The 14,113-nt window shown below is 63.7% G+C and carries 14 protein-coding genes and 1 tRNA gene; 7 read left to right on the top strand and 8 right to left on the bottom strand.

What is annotated here, in order from left to right; translation table 11 throughout:
• Positions 1-8: 8 nt before the first annotated feature.
• Positions 9-575: an invasion associated locus B family protein gene (locus tag I6F33_RS05745; protein ID WP_036001398.1), complete on the top strand. Its 567-nt coding sequence runs from the start codon at positions 9-11 to the stop codon at positions 573-575.
• 10 nt (positions 576-585) lie between these two features.
• On the opposite strand, the gene I6F33_RS05740 is transcribed toward I6F33_RS05745, so the two are convergent.
• The gene (locus I6F33_RS05740; protein ID WP_128262118.1) at positions 586-948 is read right to left on the bottom strand and encodes a DUF1428 domain-containing protein; all 363 of its coding nucleotides are present in this window, start codon (positions 946-948) and stop codon (positions 586-588) included.
• Positions 949-1,463: 515 nt separating this feature from the next.
• Positions 1,464-2,405, bottom strand: coding sequence for a LysR substrate-binding domain-containing protein (locus tag I6F33_RS05735; RefSeq protein WP_225141498.1), 942 nt, complete (start codon positions 2,403-2,405; stop codon positions 1,464-1,466).
• A 110-nt stretch (positions 2,406-2,515) separates the two neighbouring features.
• Here I6F33_RS05735 and I6F33_RS05730 point away from each other — a divergent pair, with 110 nt between their 5' ends.
• The 4 genes from I6F33_RS05730 (at position 2,516) to I6F33_RS05715 (ending at position 5,641) form a co-directional block, all read left to right on the top strand.
• Positions 2,516-3,385 (top strand): pirin family protein, encoded by an 870-nt coding sequence (locus I6F33_RS05730; RefSeq protein ID WP_225141496.1) that lies wholly within the window; start codon positions 2,516-2,518, stop codon positions 3,383-3,385.
• A 131-nt stretch (positions 3,386-3,516) separates the two neighbouring features.
• Complete coding sequence (locus tag I6F33_RS05725) at positions 3,517-4,155, top strand: hydrolase (protein WP_225112189.1); 639 nt, start codon at positions 3,517-3,519, stop codon at positions 4,153-4,155.
• 165 nt (positions 4,156-4,320) lie between these two features.
• Positions 4,321-5,061, top strand: a complete 741-nt coding sequence (locus tag I6F33_RS05720) for an SDR family NAD(P)-dependent oxidoreductase (protein ID WP_225141494.1) — start codon at positions 4,321-4,323, stop codon at positions 5,059-5,061.
• Between the two features lie 64 nt (positions 5,062-5,125).
• Positions 5,126-5,641 carry a nuclear transport factor 2 family protein gene (locus I6F33_RS05715; protein WP_225141492.1) on the top strand — a complete coding sequence of 172 codons (516 nt, stop codon included), beginning with the start codon at positions 5,126-5,128 and terminating at the stop codon, positions 5,639-5,641.
• 404 nt (positions 5,642-6,045) lie between these two features.
• Here the strand turns inward: I6F33_RS05715 and I6F33_RS05710 are convergent.
• The 5 genes from I6F33_RS05710 to I6F33_RS05690 all read right to left on the bottom strand — a co-directional run bounded on the left by I6F33_RS05710 (position 6,046) and on the right by I6F33_RS05690 (position 10,862).
• Positions 6,046-6,119: transfer RNA gene (locus I6F33_RS05710), tRNA-Gln, on the bottom strand.
• 158 nt (positions 6,120-6,277) lie between these two features.
• Positions 6,278-7,180, bottom strand: coding sequence for a ribonuclease Z (gene rnz / locus I6F33_RS05705; RefSeq protein WP_225141489.1), 903 nt, complete (start codon positions 7,178-7,180; stop codon positions 6,278-6,280).
• A 52-nt stretch (positions 7,181-7,232) separates the two neighbouring features.
• Positions 7,233-8,216 carry an antibiotic biosynthesis monooxygenase gene (locus I6F33_RS05700; protein WP_225141487.1) on the bottom strand — a complete coding sequence of 328 codons (984 nt, stop codon included), beginning with the start codon at positions 8,214-8,216 and terminating at the stop codon, positions 7,233-7,235.
• A 15-nt stretch (positions 8,217-8,231) separates the two neighbouring features.
• The gene (gene guaD / locus I6F33_RS05695; protein WP_225125813.1) at positions 8,232-9,629 is read right to left on the bottom strand and encodes a guanine deaminase; all 1,398 of its coding nucleotides are present in this window, start codon (positions 9,627-9,629) and stop codon (positions 8,232-8,234) included.
• A 15-nt stretch (positions 9,630-9,644) separates the two neighbouring features.
• Positions 9,645-10,862, bottom strand: coding sequence for a multidrug effflux MFS transporter (locus tag I6F33_RS05690; protein ID WP_225141485.1), 1,218 nt, complete (start codon positions 10,860-10,862; stop codon positions 9,645-9,647).
• Between the two features lie 509 nt (positions 10,863-11,371).
• Here I6F33_RS05690 and I6F33_RS05685 point away from each other — a divergent pair.
• Entirely contained in the window at positions 11,372-11,956 is a 585-nt protein-coding gene (locus tag I6F33_RS05685; protein ID WP_225112182.1) for a DUF1349 domain-containing protein, read from the top strand.
• Positions 11,957-12,000: 44 nt separating this feature from the next.
• On the opposite strand, the gene I6F33_RS05680 is transcribed toward I6F33_RS05685, so the two are convergent.
• Complete coding sequence (locus I6F33_RS05680) at positions 12,001-12,630, bottom strand: TetR/AcrR family transcriptional regulator (protein ID WP_225141483.1); 630 nt, start codon at positions 12,628-12,630, stop codon at positions 12,001-12,003.
• Positions 12,631-12,829: 199 nt separating this feature from the next.
• On the opposite strand from I6F33_RS05680, the gene I6F33_RS05675 reads away from it, so the two are divergent.
• The gene (locus tag I6F33_RS05675; RefSeq protein WP_036001246.1) at positions 12,830-14,074 is read left to right on the top strand and encodes an efflux RND transporter periplasmic adaptor subunit; all 1,245 of its coding nucleotides are present in this window, start codon (positions 12,830-12,832) and stop codon (positions 14,072-14,074) included.
• The last annotated feature ends 39 nt before the right edge of the window (positions 14,075-14,113 follow it).

The raw sequence follows: 14,113 nt of genomic DNA, 5'->3' as shown, positions 1-14,113 counted from the left end.
GGTTTCCCATGCCTGTGCAATCCAGACTTGTCGCCCTTGTCGCTGCTGTCCTGTTGTCAGCGGGCGCAGCACACGCCCAGCAGGGCGCCAAGAAGAACGCCGCGCCCGCCCCGGCCGCGCAGCCCGCGCCTGCCCCGACACAGGCGCAGGCTGACGGGGCTTCCGGACAGCCCGGCTGGATCGTCCGCTGCACCAGCGCAAACCGCGACGCGCCGCTCGAATGCGCGATGGAGCAGAACGCGGTGCTGACCAAGACGGGCCAGACCGTCGTCCTGATCAACATCCGCATCGCGCCCGACACCCGCACGCCGATCGCGCTTCTGCAATTGCCGCTCGGCCTCAACCTTCCGGTCGGGGCCAAGCTCCAGATCGACGAAGGCAAGACGTTCGATCTCCAGATCCAGACCTGCGAGAATCGCGGCTGCTACGCCTCGACCCCGGTTGCGCCGGACCTGCTCGCCGCCTTGCGGTCGGGCAAGCAGCTGAAGGTCTCTTTTCAGAACATGGCCAAGGAGACCATCGCGATCCCGATGCCGCTCGGCGATTTCGCGGCGGCCTACGACAAGATCAAGTAGCGGGCACGCCTCACGTCACGATGTCACTCGCCCGAAGCAGCGTTGTGAAGCCGCCATAGATCATGCGCTTGCCGTCGAACGGCATGCCCTCGAATTTGATGCGCGGGTCCGCCATCACCTTCTTGTTGATGGCATCGCGGCTCTCGCGGTCCCGATAGACGATCCAGGCGAACACCACGATCTCGTCCTCCTTCGCGATCACCGCGCGCGGAAACGAGGTGAGCTCTCCATAGGGAACGTCGTCGCCGATGCATTCGACGTAGTCGAGCGCGCCGTGCTCCATCCAGATGGCGCAGGCTTGCGTCGCCAGCGCCTTGTAGGCCTCGATATTGTCCTTCGGCACGGCGAGAACGAAACCATCGACATAGGGCATTTGCGGATCTCCTTGGGTTGTCCAGCCCAAGGACGATACAGCGCGCGGCGTTCCGACATTGAAATGCAAATGTCAGGTGAGGCAAACCGCCGCGTGTGGTGAGATGGCGATGCATGCCCCGAACGCCTCGCAAGCAAACCCTGGGAACGCGCTCGGAACTGGCTGCCCTTCGTGGATGATTGCGGATATCGGCTGCCCCCATCTCAATATTGACCTTGACCGTGCCACGTCGCTCCGCTGCTGAGCGAGCGCGGCGGTTCATAGCCCGCGAGGTGGAACCTGCGGAAGAACTCAATGGACTCCGCGCGCTGCAGTGACGTGCCCAGCATCGGGGGATCAGGCCTGATGACCTGCGAATTCCGGCGCTTGACGCGGAGCAAACAGGCCGGCCTGGGCGGCGCGCAGATAGCGCATTTCGCGGGGCCCGACAGCTAAAAATATGCCGATGACGGGCTTCTCGATGCGGGCAGCGTGTGAAACCGCGCCTGTGCTCGACCGTTGCCGGCGCCCGGCGCTCAATCCAGCCTGTCGCTGACGATTGGCGGGACGATCTTGTCGGCCTGGGCGCGTTGGATCGCGCATTCGCGGACGAAAAAGTCGATCAGCGCGCGAACCGAGGGGAGAAGTCCCCGGCGCGACGGGAATACGGCGTGCACGATGCCCGAACGGGGCCTCCAGTCAGGAAGGACGTGGACGAGGCGTCCCGCCTTGATGTCGTCGGCGACAAAGATGGTCGGGAGTTGGACAGCCCCTGCGCCGGCAATCGCCGCATCGCGGAGGACTGACATGTCGTCGGTGATCAGGCGCGGTGTATGCGGCACCAAGGTCGCTAGGCCATCTGCATGGTGCAGGTCCCAGGCATGGACCCGATCCGGTCGCTCCTGGTCGAGGCTGGGAAGGCCGTGGAGATCCGCGGGCGATTTTATTGCGCCGTGGATGAGTGAGGATGCAGCCACGAGACACTGGCTGCTTTCATCGAGCCAGCGCATCACGAGATCGCTGGTCTCAAGCGGCGGAAATCGCACACGGATCGAGAGGTCGAATCCTTCGGCGATCACATCGACGCGGCGGTTCGTGCTCTCCAGCCGCACCTGCACGCCGCGCTGCTGCATCATGAAGCGCGCGATCAGTTCGCCGAACTGGAAGGAGAGCAGGCCGCTCGGGCAACTCATGCGCACCACGCCGCGCGGCTCCGCCTGCACCGCGGCGACAATCTGCTCGGCCGCCTCGGCTTCGACGATCATCGCGACGCAGCGCTCATAAAAGTCCTGCCCGATGTCGGTCACCGAGAAGCGACGCGACGAGCGATTGAGGAGGCGAACGCCAAGGCGCTCCTCAAGCAGAAGGATACGGCGGCTCAGTTTCGATTTCTGAATCCCGAGGGCACGGCCCGCCGGCGCGAAGCCCCCATGCTCGACGACGGAGGCGAAATAGTAGAGGTCATTGAAGTCCTGCATCGTCCTAAGCATAGGACGCGGCGTCCCGTATGGCAATCTTTGAGCTTCATCGTCGCGCTTTTAGTCTTTTGTGGTGAAGCGACGCAGCTCGACCGCGTCAGGAGGGCAACATGGCCAAGACGGTACTCGGCCGGTACGGCAATGACCGGCAGCATTGGGTGGGCGACGGTTTTCCAGTGCGCTCGCTCTTTTCGTACAACACACTGGGCGCGCATATTAGCCCGTTCCTCCTGCTCGACTATGCGGGACCGTATACCTTCGCGCCGACCATGCATCGGCGAGGCGTGAGCGAGCATCCCCATCGCGGCTTCGAAACCGTCACCATCGTTTACGAAGGCGAGGTCGAGCACCGTGATTCCGCCGGCAATGGCGGGGTGATCGGGCCCGGCGATGTGCAATGGATGACGGCCGCAGGCGGCATTCTCCATGAGGAATATCACTCGGCGGGCTTTGCCAAGGCGGGTGGACCGCTCCGCATGGTGCAGCTCTGGGTCAACCTGCCGGCCAAGGACAAGATGGCACCGGGCGGGTATCAGGGCATCGCGAAGGCGGACATTCCCAACGTCTCGCTCCCGCATGGTGCGGGGAAGGCGCGGGTCATCGCCGGCGCGTATCGCGGCATCAAAGGACCGGCCCGCACGTTCACGCCGATCAATGTGTGGGACCTGAGCCTGAAGGCCGATGCGGACCTCACGCTCGACCTGCCCCAGGGGCATACCGCGATGATCGTGGTGTTGACCGGGCATGTCACGGTCGGCCGCAGTCTGGACGCGGGTGCGGCGGAAATGCTGCTGCTCGACCGCAAGGGCAGCGATGTCGCCATTCACGCGAACGGAGTGGCGAAGCTGCTGGTCCTCACCGGCGATCCGATCGACGAGCCGATCGTGGGCTACGGGCCATTCGTCATGAACAGCGAGGCGGAAATCCGCCAAGCCATCGACGACCTCAACAGCGGGCGCTTCGTCACCGCCGCGGCGTGACTGTGGGGCCGGACTCACGTGTGGGTCCGGCCCCTTTTCCTTGCGGAAGGGTGTGCGCTCACTCGTCCGCGCGATCCCGGGCTCCGGCCCATTCCCAGCGCAGAACCCCGACCGATAAGAGAGGCCCAGCAATGGCCAGTGAACCGATCCGCAATCCGCAGACCGACCATCTTCTGACGCCGCAGAACGCGGCATTCATCATCATCGACTATCAGCCGATTCAGGTGTCCTCGATCCGCTCGATTCCGCGCGACGAGCTGGTGTTCAACATCGTGAGCACCGCCAAGGCGGCCGTGCATTACAAGCTTCCGATCGTCCATTCGACGGTCAATGTTGCAACCGGCCGCAACAAGCCACCCATTCAGGAACTGCAGGCCGTCCTCGGGCACCTGCCGACATACGACCGGACCTCGATCAACAGCTGGGAGGACACAGCGTTCAAGCAGGCGGTGAAGGCGATCGGCCGCCACAAGCTGATCATGACCGCGCTCTGGACCGAAGCCTGCCTGACGTTCCCGGCGCTGGACGCAATCCAGGAGGGCTATGAGGTCTATGTGCCGGTCGACGCGGTCGGCGGGACGTCGCTGGCCGCGCATGAGGCGGCGCTGCGCCGCATCGAGCAGGCCGGTGCCAAGCTGATCAGCCGGGTGCAGATGTATTGCGAGCTCCAGCGCGACTGGGCGCGCGAAGCGACCGTCCCGGGATTCATGGGCGTCTTCGAAAGCTTCGACGGGTTCAACCCCGAGAAAGCTGCGGGAGCAGTTCGATAGCAGGCTACGACCAAGGGGCTTCGCCCTCAAGGGCCCGTGTCGCAGAGAGACACGGGCCGCGCCTGGACGGGACCAGATGAGCCGCCCTGCCCATACAAGGCGGAGCATATCGGGCGCCTGATATGAGGCCGTGCTCAAATTCGAAGATGAAAGAAAAGGACAACGATGATCCATCTGGACGGGAAGCGTGCGTTGGTGACTGGCGGGGCGCGGGGCATCGGAGCCGCAATTACCTTGGCGCTGGCTGAGAACGGCGCGCACGTGGCGTTCACCTTTCAGCGTTCGGTCGAACAAGCCAACGCGGTGGTCAAGTCCGTGGAGGCGACAGGACGGCGCTCGGTCGCAATCCAGGCCGACAGCGCGGACCCGGGCGCCATCGTACGCTCCGTGCAAGAAGCCGTCTCGGGGCTCGGCGGACTCGACATCCTCGTCAACAATGCGGCGATCGGTCAGTACGGACTGATCGCTGATCTTGACGTGGCCAAATACCAAACTCTGATGGACGTCAACGTGCGAGCGCCAGTTCTGTTTGCCAAGGCTGTCATTACCCATCTTTCCGCAGGAGGTCGCATCATCTCGATCGGATCGGATCTCGGCGAGCGCGTCCCGTTTCCCGGAGTGACCGCCTATGCGATGTCCAAGGCTGCCTTGATCTCCTTTACGCGCGGCTTGTCGCGTGAACTTGGCCCTAGGGGCATCACCGTGAATCTTGTCCAACCCGGGTCGGTAGACACGGATGCCAATCCGGCGGACGGGCCGACTTCCGCTGTCCAGAAGAGTCTTACATCGCTGGGGCGATTCGCTGAGCCGCGCGAAATCGCGAATGCTGTGGTCTTTCTGGCCAGCCCTTCGGCAAGCGTGATCACTGGCGCCACCCTGACCGTTGATGCAGGCGCAATCGCGTAAGGGAGGTCAATTGAAGCAACACTGACGCCTCGATTCCTAGAATTTCCTAAAGGAGGAACCCACCATGTCCACTCGTGCGCCCGCTCTTGCCCAGAGGTCGTCTACAGCCGAACCCGCCTCGACGGCATCGCCTTTGGCGGTACTGCGGTCGATTTTGTCGAATCCGACCGATCTGGATTTCGTCAAACAATTTACGACTGATGACTTCATCTATGTATCGCTCAACTATGAACACGCGGAACTGAAGCAGATCATGCCTTGGGCCGGAACAAACAAAGGCACCGAGGGACTGGTTCAGACCTTTATCGACGTCAGTCGTTATTGGACGATAGACGACTTCCAAATTCAGGACAGTTTTGAAAATAAGAACGGCGCCGCGATCTTTGGCTCCTTTACTTACACGTCAAACATTCTGGGTAAAACCGTCACATCACCTTTCGCGGTTCTGGCGCGCGGCGAGAACGGCAAGCTGTCCTACGTGCAGTTTATGGAAGATACCTTTGCAACAGTTCGCAGTTTCAGAGAAAGCGGCGAGTATCTCATCAAAGCAAGTCCAGACGGATCGGAAACCCTCGTCTGACAGCTTATAGCTGCCTACGCGACGTGATCATCGCATTCCCGTTCAGCTGGCGCGCCAAGCGGCGGGCGCCCCGGCGTCGATCGGGCGATTCTTCCTGCCGAGCTAGGCCGAGCATGTGAGCCAGCACGAGCGGGCGACGAAGCACGATCATGATGTTCACGCCCGGACGCACCGATTTCGCGGTCAACTCCTCCATCGCGCAGATGTCTAGTCCGGTTTGGCAAAGCTGCCATTCGCGCGTCGAGCGAACCTCTCCGCGAGGGCTCGGATTGGCTTACGCTTGGCTCTTGGCTGTCCCCATCCGGAGAAAATTGTCGGACAGATCGCTGAGGTCATCTCAAAGTGAGCAGAATCGACCGGGTGCCGGGAATAGTAGATCGTAGATGTGCGTACGTGGGAGTGCGTGGCTGGGGAACCTGGATTCGAACCAAGACAAACAGAGTCAGAGTCTGTTGTGCTACCGTTACACCATTCCCCAACGGAATAGTCGAGCAAATTCAAAGACTTAACCGATTTGCTCGACTGTGGCCGGGAAGCGCATCGCGCCAATCGCGGCTCAGGCGTGGCAGCCTTCTACCCGCTCGCATCTGGGCTGGCAAGCGCTGCGGTGGACGGATCGGGTCAGGGCGCGTTTGATCAGACGACGATGTGGTCGAAGTCTGCGGCGATCCGGGTGTTCGGGAAGATTTTTGCCGCCTCGGCGAGAATCTCTGCGTCTTCGTAGCGTCCCGACATATGCGTCAGCACGAGCTGTCCGACCTCGTTCGCGGCGGCAAAGGAGGCCGCTTCTGCCGCGGTGAGATGGCCGTAATTCCGCGCGGTCGGCGCGTCGCGATCGAGGAACGTCGCCTCGATCATCAGCATGTCGGCGCCGGCCACGTATTGCGACAATCCATCGGTGGTCTCGGTGTCGCCGATCACGACGAGCTTGCTGCCGCCGCTCGGCGGACCGAGGACGTCTTCCGGATCGATAGTTCGGTCGGCAAGCACGATCGGTCGGCCGGCGGCCAACTCGCCGCGCAACGGACCGTCGGGGACACCCAGCGCGATGAGGCGATCAGGCCGCAGATGACGGCGCGCGGGGCTTTGGAAGATGAAGCCGAAGCTGTCGGTGTCGCGGTGGCGGACCGGAAAACAGTCAACGGCGAATTCACCGGTATCGATAGCTCGTCCCTCGGTCAGCGCTTCGAACTGGACGGCGATCGGCGCCCTCCCCGCGCCCCACAGGCCGGCGAGCATGCGGGTGACGAGGTCGAGCGTGCCCGCGCCGCCGTGAACGGTCATTATCTCGGACGTCTGCCGCAAGCCGAGGGTCGAGAACAATCCGGGGATGCCGAGCACGTGGTCGAGATGGGCGTGGGTGAGCAGGATGCGGTCGAGCCGCCGGAAGCCGGCGCCGCTGCGCAGCAGCTGGCGCTGCGTGCCCTCGCCGCAATCGACCAGGACGCGCTTGCCTGCGGCTTCCACAAGGAGTGCCGGATGGTTGCGCTCCGCCGAGGGAACGCTCGCCGATGTCCCGAGAAACGTCAGGGCGAACATGGTCGTCGATGTCCAGCGACCGTCCTTCTCCGCGTCGATACGGTTGACGGTCTCACCGTCCCCAATGCCACGCGAGCAGCAGCGCGTACAGGCCCATCGACGCGGCATAGAGCACGGCAAGCAGCACGTACCCCGCGATCTGGCGACCGAGCGTCGCCTTCGGCGTCACCCACCAGTCGAGCGCCTTGAAGGCGGCGGGCACCAGCCACCAGCCGAGCAGCTGCGTGCTGACGAGATTGCCGATGAACAGCGACAGCCAGACCGGCACGCCGTTTCTGTCGATCAGGGGCGCGCTGATGAAATAGCCCCAGAGGTAGACCACGGGATAAAGCACCAGGAGAACGATCAGGTTGCTCTTCCAGATGAAACCGGACCCTTGCTCGGGCGCCGACGTCTTGCCGGCCGGGAACCAGAAATTGAAGCCGTAGCTCGCCCGTTTCACGTTCATGCCGGCGTTGAAGCGCGCGCCCTCCTTCAGCAGCGTCTGCCGCAACGGCGAGTCGAGCCAGGCATTGAGGTTGGCATCAGAATCGAACGACAGGATGATGATCCATTCGTCATGAAGGCCCGGAATCGGCCGCTCGATCTTGTGCCGCAGAAATCCCTTGAACTCGGCCTCCGCTGCCTGGATGCGCTGCTGCCATTTCAGGAACGCGTCCTCGAGTCCATCAGGGACTTTGAATGAGATGACGGCCGAGACCGCGCTGTCGCGCGGGACGCCGGTGTCGGGCAGGATATGGACGTCCTCCGAACCGACGAAGAAGCGCTGCACCTCCGCGATCAACTTCGCCCGCACCTCGCTCTGCAGCCAGGCACGTGCCGCAGCCGGGCTCGCGAAACGCAGGATCGTCACCCAGTCCACATGCGCCGGCGGTTGCGGCGGCACCACTTCAAGGCTGAGGAAGCCTGGCCAGGCCTTGAGCACCTCGCCGACCTCACCGTTCCACCGGGCGAACGCAGCAAAGCCGTCGTCGGCGATGCGGCGCTGAATGACAAGAGCGACCGGCTGGCCGGTTGTTTCAGGAGATGCGCTCATTGGCAGCGGTCCGCCTCAGCCTTTCTTGTAGAGCCGCTTGCCCATCACCCAGGTCTCGTCGACGCAGCGATCGTCGCCGACCATCATGACGGCGAACAGCATGCTCGCGGCCTCGTCCATCGTGCGCGGGCCGGCGCCGTCGGCGATCAGCGATTGATGCCACGCTTGCGCGACCTGCCCGCCGTTCGGATCGAGCGCGACGAAATCGGCCTCCTTGCCCGGCTCGAAGTTGCCGAGCTTGTCGTCGATGTAGAGGCCTTCGGCGCCGCCGAGCGTGATCGACCAGAAACCGCGATAGGGCGAGAGCTTGTTGCGCTCGGCTTCCGCGAGGTCCTTGCGCGCGGGATCGATGCTGCCGTCGAGCAGCGTGTTGTTGCACATGCCGACCTTGTAGGCGTCGTCGAGCACGGAGATCATCGAGAAGCGGTTGCCGCCGCCGACATCGGTGCCGAACGACATCTTGACGCGATGCTCGGGATCGGTGGCGCGGCCGAGGCGGAACAGGCCACTGCCGAGGAACAGATTCGAGCACGGGCAGAACACCACCGCCGCGCCCTTCTTCGACATGCGGCGGAACTCGTTGTTGGAGAGATAGACGCCGTGGCCGCCGGAGAATTTCGGACCGACCAGGTCGAACTTCTCGTAGACACCGAGATAATCCTGGCAGTCCGGATGCTCGACCAGCACGCCGCTGCATTCGGCCGGATTCTCGGAGATGTGAGTGTTGACCCAGCAATCCGGATGCTCGTGCTTGAGGCGCTGACACGCTCTCAGCAATTCCGGCGAGGCACCAAAGGCGAAGCGCGGCGTGATGGCGTAGAGATTGCGGCCCTTGTTGTGGTACTGCGCGATCAGCCGCTTGCTGTCGCGATAGAAATTCTCCGGTGTATCGATGAAATCGGCCGGCGCGTTGCGATCGATTCCGGTGAGGCCCGCGATGACGCGCATGTTGCGCCTGCTCGCTTCCTCGAACAACTCCTCGGTCGAAACGGGCGAGGAGCTCGTGAAGGCCTGGCAGGTGGTGGTGCCTGAGGCGAGCAGCGCATCGAGGAAACGCTTCACGCCCTCGCGCGCGTAATCGCGATCCCGGTATTTGAGCTCTTCCGGGTAGACCCATTTCTGCAGCCACGGCAGGAGCTGCTCACCATAGGCCCCTAACACGCGCGTCTGCGGCAGATGGATGTGTCCGTCGATGAAGCCGGGAACGATGATGCGGTCCTTGATGTGGGTGACCTCGACGCCCGGATGGGCGGCGGCAATCTTGTCATAAGGACCGAACGCCTTGATCACGCCGTCAGTGACGACCATGAGACCATCCTGGTGAAAGCGCGCGGCGGCCGGCTCGTTGCCGACGTGCTTCCAGGGATCGTCGACGAAATCGAAGAACGTGCCGCGAATTCCGACCGTGGTCATGATTTGGTTCCTTATTTAACTATGTGTCGCTTGCCGCGCCGACGGCAGCGAGATCGCGAGCAGCGTCCCCGCAATGGCGCAGAGCCCGAGATAAAGCCATCCGATCGGCGCCTGCGTCGCTTCGGGCAACACCGCCGTGATCGCCATGGCACCGCTCACGGCGAGATAGCAGAGCGCGCTGATGAGGCCGCCAACCAGGCCATGGTCGCGTTCGAACAGGCCAAGCGCCATGCCGTACATCATCGGGCACAGCACGCCGCAGCCGCCGAGCACCAGCGCGCCGCCGATCGTGATCGACGTAAAATCCAGACCTAGGGTCATGCCCGTTACGCTCAGGACCGCAGAGCCGGCGAGGAACAGCGCGAAGGCGCCGAAGCCCAGCATGCGCGCCGGCATGAAGCGTGCGAAATGCGCGCAGCCGAGCTCGCCGGCGAGATTGACCCCGCCAAGGCCGAGTGCGACGAGGCCGTAGATGGCCGCCGAATAGCCGAGCCCAGTCTGGTAGAAGAACGGCGCGACGACGCCGAACGCCAGCTGCGCGCTGGCCGCCGCGGCAAACACCAGCACGAAGGCGAGGAAGCCCGGGCGGACCAGCGCATCGCGCAAGATACCGGCAGTGCGGCGCGGATCGAACGGCGCGCGCCGCTCTGCCGGCAATGTTTCGGGCAGAAGAAATGCGACGATCACGGCGACGATCGCCGCGGCGACGGCAATGACGACGAAGACGCCGCGCCACGAGGTCAGCTCGACGATGAAGCCACCGGCTGCCGGCGCCAGCACCGGCGCAAGGCCCCAGGCGGCACCCAACAAGCCGGAGATCGCGGTGAGCTCGCGGCCGCGGAAACAATCGGCTGCGACCGCATAGGCGACGACGAGACAAGTGCAGCCGCCGATGCCTTGCAGGAAGCGCAAGCCGAGCAGCAGCGAGGCGCTGGTGGCCATCGCACAGGCGATGCTCATCGCGATCAGGACCGACAGGCCTGCGAGCAGCACGTTGCGGCGGCCGAGAGTGTCCGAGGCGATACCGACCGGCACCAGCGCCAGAGACATGCCGAGCATGTAAGCGGTGACGGTGTTCTGCATCGACGCCGCGTCAGCTGCGAGATCCACCACCATCTGCGGCAGGCCCGGCGTATAGGCATCGAGCGGAATCTGGCTGAACGGCACGACGCACAACAGGATCGGCACGATCCCACTCCTGGCGCGACCGGCGTCCGAAGCAAGTGCAGTCATGGCTTACGGCCCCTCGACTCCCGCCGGCTCCGTCTTTTCGTGCGCGCAATGAGACACGATGCAGGCTGCGGATATTGACGCGCGGAACGTGCCAGAACTGTATGTAAAAACTCTTAGGGGTTCCCGTATCGATACGGTTTGCGGCGCTGGATGATCAGGCTCCGGGCACGCTCAAACAAAAATGCGAAAACAACCCCATGCACAGTACGAATCATTGAAGAATTTCGCGCCGCATGGTGCGGGTCCTGCCGGCGAAGGCCGTTTGACACGTCGGGCAGAACAGGCGCAAAGTTGCATGATCGCCGATCGTGAATCCGCAACTCGCGCCGACGCCGTTAACCGGTCGGAAGCCATGGCTGCTATGAAACGTGAGCCGGCCTCGACATCGGCACCACTGTCGATGGCGCGAGGCTGAACTCTATGCACGCGCCCGATCGCAGTTTGCACGAGGCCATGCTTGTCCGGCAGATGGATCGAGCCACGGCAGGCATCGGCAATCGAGGTTGGAAATGACTCTCCTCAGAAGTGACGGCGTGTGGTTGAACGAACCGAAACGATGGACGGCAGAGGACGATCGCCTCCAGGTCGTGACGGACAAAGGCACCGATTTCTGGCGCGAAACCTACTACGGCTTTAATCGTGACAGCGGGCATTTCCTGGGCTTTCCAACCCGCGAGGCATTCACCGCCAGCTTACGTGTACAGGGCGACTTCCAGACGCTCTACGATCAGGCGGGCATCATGGTGCGCATCGACGCGCGACATTGGGTCAAGGCCGGCATCGAACTGTCGGACGGCCGCGCCATGCTTGCAAGCGTGCTAACCGACGGGCGATCGGACTGGGCAACGGCACCCTATGAGCATGATGCCGGAGACTTCTGGGTCCGCGCAACCGTCGCCGACGGCGTCCTTCGTCTACAAGTCTCGGCCGATGGCAAGACCTGGCCTCTCATGCGGCTAGCGCCGTTTCCGGCAGCAAGCTCCTATCTTGTGGGCCCGATGGCCTGCACGCCCGAGCGGGCGGGACTGGAAGTCGTGTTCTCGAACTTTCGTCTGACACCGCCGCTTGGAAAGGACCTTCACGATCTGAGCTAAGCGGCCTTGCGATCTATCGCGCTCCCGAGCGGGCAGATCGTCGTTCAGCGCAGCGCCCTGCCACTCGTCTCTATCGCCTCCGCCGACTGCGCCTCGACCGCCTGCACGGCGACATCAGCGACCTGCCGCAGCGCTTCACGATCCGCGCCCGAAGATGCCATCACGCCCATGCCGACCGACACCGCCGAGATATAGCGCGCGAGCGCGGCCGGATCGGCGCTCTCCTTGAGATCGCCCTCCGCCTTGGCGCGGATGAAGCGGTCGCGGAGCTGGTCCTCGTTCTGGGCGCGGCGGGCGGCGAGCTCGAAGGGGACGTTTTCTGAGCCGGTGCCGCAGGCGATGCCGCCCTGCACGAGCAGGCAGCCGGGCGGATTGGCGGGATCGGTCTGCTTGTCGGCGATGCCCATCAGCATCCGCTCCGCCACCTGGCGAGCGGTGGGCGCTGCGACCACCTCGTCCATCCAGATGTTGCGCAGCGTGGTGTAGCGGTCGAGCGCAGCCTTCAGCAGGCCTTCCTTGTTGCCGAAGCAGGCGTAGAGACTGGGCGGATTGATGCCCATGGCCTCCGTGAGCTGGGCAATGGTCGCGCCCTCATAGCCATGGCGCCAAAACACTTCCATCGCCTGGTCCAACGCCGTTTCGGCGTCGAATTCGCGGGGGCGTCCCATGCCCATGTGCCTGTCTCCTCGGATTCGGCGTGCTGTCTCAGCCTAACGCCGGATCCTATCTATTTGTTCTAGCTTTCTTTTTCTTGTGTCTTCCAATCGTCGCGGTATCGGCGTACAATTTTCTTAGTGATTGGTACATAAGTATCTTGCACTGCGGTATCCAGCTCCACATCTGTAGTGAACACTACATATCTGGAGCGCGCAAATGCATCCCTCCCAAAATACCTCCCGCACCGGCCATTTCCGCCGCCTTCTGGGCGGCGTCGCCATCGTGGGCGCCCTCGCCGCGGCCGGCTCGATCGTGACCGGCCGCTATTTTCATGCGGCGCAAGCGACCGCACCGGCGGCCGCAGCTGAACAAGCCGTTTCCGTCACCGTCGCGATGATCGAGCCGCGGCAGACCGTGCTGTGGGACGATTTCTCCGGCCGGCTCGAGGCGATCAACCGTGTCGAGCTCCGCCCCCGCGTTGCGGGTGCGATCATGTCGGCGAACTTCACCGAGGGCGCGCTGGTGAAGGCCGGCGACGTGCTGTTCAAGATTGATCCCGCCCCCTATGCGGCCGAGGTCGACAAAGCTGCCGCCCAGCTCGAGGCCGCCAAAGCGCGCGTCGTCTTCACCCAAAGCGAGCTCGAGCGTGGCGCACAGCTCGTCGGCAACGCCGTGGTCACCCGGCGGGACTACGACCAGCGCGACAACGCCAATCGCGAAGCAATCGCCAACGTCAAGGCGGCCGAGGCGACGCTGCAGACCGCAAAGCTCAATCTCGACTACACCGAAGTGCGCGCCCCCGTGGATGGCCGCGTCGGCAAGATCGAGGTCACCGTCGGCAATCTCGTCGCCGCCGGCACCGCCTCGCCGGTGTTGACCTCGCTGGTCTCGGTCAATCCGATCTACGCCTCGTTCGATGCGGACGAAGAGGTGGTGCTGCGCGCGCTGAACTCGATCGCCGATGCTTCCGGCCAACGCGGCAAGCTCGACCAGATCCCGGTCGAGATGACGACCTCGGGCGGCTTGTCCGCGAAGGGCAACATCCAGCTCATCGACAACCAGGTCAACGGCCAGAGCGGCACCATCCGTGTCCGCGCGGTGTTCCGCAACGACGATGGGCGTCTCATCCCCGGCCAGTTCGCGCGCGTGCGCATGGGCCAGCCGAAGCAACAGGCGCTGGTGATGATCGACGAGCGCGCGATCGGCACCGACCAGGACAAGAAGTTCGTGATGGCAGTCGGCGACGACAGCCGCGCCGTCTACCGGCCGGTCACGCTCGGCGGCGCGGTCGATGGGCTTCGCATCGTCACCTCGGGCCTGAAGTCCGGCGACCGCATCGTCGTCAATGGTCTGCAACGCGTGCGTCCGGGAGCCCTGCTCAAGACGGAGGTGGCGGCGATGGGCGCACGGGGGCCGCAGCAGGCGTCGAACCACAGCAACCAGGACGTGGTGCAGCGTTAATGCACCCCGTCATCCCGGGGCGCGCATCGCGCGAACTAC

It is taken from the genome of Bradyrhizobium sp. BRP20 (assembly GCF_020194215.1).
Classification (GTDB): Bacteria; Pseudomonadota; Alphaproteobacteria; order Rhizobiales; family Xanthobacteraceae; genus Bradyrhizobium; species Bradyrhizobium yuanmingense.
This window is presented reverse-complemented; position numbering and strand designations above follow the sequence as displayed.

What these genes read in the sequence shown, in the direction of transcription:
- I6F33_RS05725 (WP_225112189.1), top strand. Translation starts at nt 3,517, where the DNA reads ATGGCCAGTGAACCGATCCGCAATCCGCAGACCGACCATCTTCTGACG.
- I6F33_RS05730 (WP_225141496.1), top strand. Translation starts at nt 2,516, where the DNA reads ATGGCCAAGACGGTACTCGGCCGGTACGGCAATGACCGGCAGCATTGG.
- I6F33_RS05735 (WP_225141498.1), bottom strand. Translation starts at nt 2,405, where the DNA reads ATGCAGGACTTCAATGACCTCTACTATTTCGCCTCCGTCGTCGAGCAT.
- I6F33_RS05690 (WP_225141485.1), bottom strand. Translation starts at nt 10,862, where the DNA reads ATGACTGCACTTGCTTCGGACGCCGGTCGCGCCAGGAGTGGGATCGTG.
- I6F33_RS05680 (WP_225141483.1), bottom strand. Translation starts at nt 12,630, where the DNA reads ATGGGCATGGGACGCCCCCGCGAATTCGACGCCGAAACGGCGTTGGAC.
- I6F33_RS05700 (WP_225141487.1), bottom strand. Translation starts at nt 8,216, where the DNA reads ATGAGCGCATCTCCTGAAACAACCGGCCAGCCGGTCGCTCTTGTCATT.
- rnz (WP_225141489.1), bottom strand. Translation starts at nt 7,180, where the DNA reads ATGTTCGCCCTGACGTTTCTCGGGACATCGGCGAGCGTTCCCTCGGCG.
- I6F33_RS05685 (WP_225112182.1), top strand. Translation starts at nt 11,372, where the DNA reads ATGACTCTCCTCAGAAGTGACGGCGTGTGGTTGAACGAACCGAAACGA.
- I6F33_RS05675 (WP_036001246.1), top strand. Translation starts at nt 12,830, where the DNA reads ATGCATCCCTCCCAAAATACCTCCCGCACCGGCCATTTCCGCCGCCTT.
- guaD (WP_225125813.1), bottom strand. Translation starts at nt 9,629, where the DNA reads ATGACCACGGTCGGAATTCGCGGCACGTTCTTCGATTTCGTCGACGAT.
- I6F33_RS05745 (WP_036001398.1), top strand. Translation starts at nt 9, where the DNA reads ATGCCTGTGCAATCCAGACTTGTCGCCCTTGTCGCTGCTGTCCTGTTG.
- I6F33_RS05715 (WP_225141492.1), top strand. Translation starts at nt 5,126, where the DNA reads ATGTCCACTCGTGCGCCCGCTCTTGCCCAGAGGTCGTCTACAGCCGAA.
- I6F33_RS05720 (WP_225141494.1), top strand. Translation starts at nt 4,321, where the DNA reads ATGATCCATCTGGACGGGAAGCGTGCGTTGGTGACTGGCGGGGCGCGG.
- I6F33_RS05740 (WP_128262118.1), bottom strand. Translation starts at nt 948, where the DNA reads ATGCCCTATGTCGATGGTTTCGTTCTCGCCGTGCCGAAGGACAATATC.